Here is a 603-nt window from a genome sequence, read left to right as displayed (position 1 = left end):
AGCTGATCGGCTGGAACGGAAAGACGTGGACGGGCGCGGACGTTCCCGACTACAAGCTCGACGAGCCGCCCGAGACCGGCATGGGCCCGTTCATCATGAACCCGGAGGGCGTCGCACGCTTTTTCGCGCGCGCCGGGATGAACGAAGGCCCGTTCCCCGAGCACTACGAGCCGTTCGAGACGCCGCTCGCCGCGAACCCGCTGCATCCGGGCAACCCGCGCGCGCTGAACAACCCGGCCGCCCGCGTGTTCCCGGACGATCGCGCGTCGTTCGGCAAGGTCGACCAGTTCCCGCATGTCGCGACGACCTATCGCCTGACCGAGCACTTCCATTACTGGACGAAGCATGCGCGGCTGAACGCGATCGTCCAGCCGCAGCAGTTCGTCGAGATCGGCGAGGATCTCGCGAAGGAGATCGGCGTCGCGCACGGCGAGCAAGTGAAGGTGTCGTCCAACCGCGGGCACATCGTCGCGGTCGCGCTCGTCACGAAGCGCATCAAGCCGCTCATGGTCGACGGCAGGAAGGTGCAGACGGTCGGCGTGCCGTTGCACTGGGGCTTCAAGGGATTGACGAAGCCCGGCTATCTCGCGAACACCCTGACTC

General features: G+C 66.5%; 1 protein-coding gene. It reads left to right on the top strand.

Annotation, left to right across the window (positions count from 1 at the left end; genetic code table 11):
* On the top strand, positions 1-603 hold a 603-nt coding region (locus J5M67_RS27455), incomplete at both ends, for a molybdopterin dinucleotide binding domain-containing protein (protein WP_279381588.1).

The sequence above is a fragment of the Pseudomonas sp. 30_B genome (genome assembly GCF_017491605.1).
Classification (GTDB): Bacteria; Pseudomonadota; Gammaproteobacteria; order Pseudomonadales; family Pseudomonadaceae; genus Pseudomonas.
The sequence above is the reverse complement of the archived record's forward strand: the minus strand, read 5'-3'. Positions and strand labels throughout refer to the sequence as shown.